The organism is Pseudomonas sp. LP_7_YM, assembly GCF_004364435.1.
In the GTDB taxonomy this organism is placed as follows: Bacteria; Pseudomonadota; Gammaproteobacteria; order Pseudomonadales; family Pseudomonadaceae; genus Aquipseudomonas.
In genome coordinates, this window is the sequence record NZ_SOCT01000042.1 from 1 (window position 1) to 1192 (window position 1192).

At 47.9% G+C, this 1192-nt stretch carries 2 protein-coding genes; both read left to right on the forward strand.

Going from position 1 to position 1192, the window contains the following annotated elements; genetic code table 11:
* Positions 1–449, forward strand: a 449-nt coding sequence (locus tag EC915_RS24945; protein WP_166651078.1) for a hypothetical protein, incomplete at its 5' end; no start/stop codon positions are given.
* A gap of 32 nt (positions 450–481) precedes the next feature.
* Positions 482–982, forward strand: coding sequence for a hypothetical protein (locus tag EC915_RS24710; protein ID WP_256658840.1), 501 nt, complete (start codon positions 482–484; stop codon positions 980–982).
* The last annotated feature ends 210 nt before the right edge of the window (positions 983–1192 follow it).

A 1192-nucleotide genomic window follows, 5' to 3' on the forward strand; every position in this document is an offset into this window, starting at 1 on the left:
AGAAAGACACCGTCAGCCTTTCCTATTCGGCGATTGCGGCAGCTCAACAAGATGATGACGGTCAGGCAGCTAAGGTGCCTTCGAAGTCTTCAGGGTTTGTACCTGAGCTGCCGTATGAGGCTTATGCCATTCCGAGCTGGAGGGCTGGTTACTACTACGACGTTACCGACGCGTGGGTCATCGAGAAACCTATAAATGACGTAAATCCTAAAAGCGCTGCATACGATGCAGCGTCCCCGCAGGATCGCCAAACATACTCACTGCTTTTGAATAGCCACATTAAAGGCGTCTATGAAAATAGCGGCCTGGCAAATACAGCTGAACGGTATTACGCGCTGAAGAACGACCCAAGCCTGAATGAAAAGCTGCATCAAGCATTTACGGAGAGCGTGAGTGCTGATCCAGAAATGATGGAAGTCATGAATCGGTTAGGCATCAGCCTGTCTTAGGTATAATTGCTCGCTAAGCGCGGAAACAAGCGATGAAGAAAAATATTACTGCAATGCTGGCTGCGATTGTTAGCGTAGTGTCGATATCGGGACATGCTGAAAAGTCGATATTCGAATCGCTAAAAAATCAAGGTGCTCAGTTCGCGCCAATTAACGATCAAGAACTCGGTGAAATCAAGGGTGCTGCGCGAATCATAGGACAATCGATGCCGAGCGTTACTCAAGGTATAAAAACCTATGAAATTACCTGGAGTAAATTTGGTGCTATAGATGACTATCGTTCTTATCGCATGGCAGGTTTTTCGTACGATCCACATCGCGAAACTGGCTTTTCGGAAAATGGCACCATCTACCAAGTCGCTGGCGATCGTTGGTTAGCTGATCGAGTAAGCAATGCTAATTCATGGGATGCGGCGTACGCAGTTCCAGTCGATTTGCACTATCAAGCAATAGACGAGAATACCGGCCAACCCATGAAATTTGGTTGGCGTACAACAAGTTGGAATCGCCCCATTTCAACCTTCCGGTGGTAAATATTTTAAGTTGAATAGCTACTGCGGCTGTTCCTTTTTTACCTAAAGAGGACGCACGATAGTTACCCGCTTCAAGTCAGTGTGCGGTTTTTCAGTGTGCGCCTTATGTGTTGATCAATGATGTCGCGCTGGCAGATGCGCACCACCTGATCGGCCTAGCTGCGTAGTCCGAGCCGCCGTATCACAACTGTGAGAACGGTGACGTGAAGA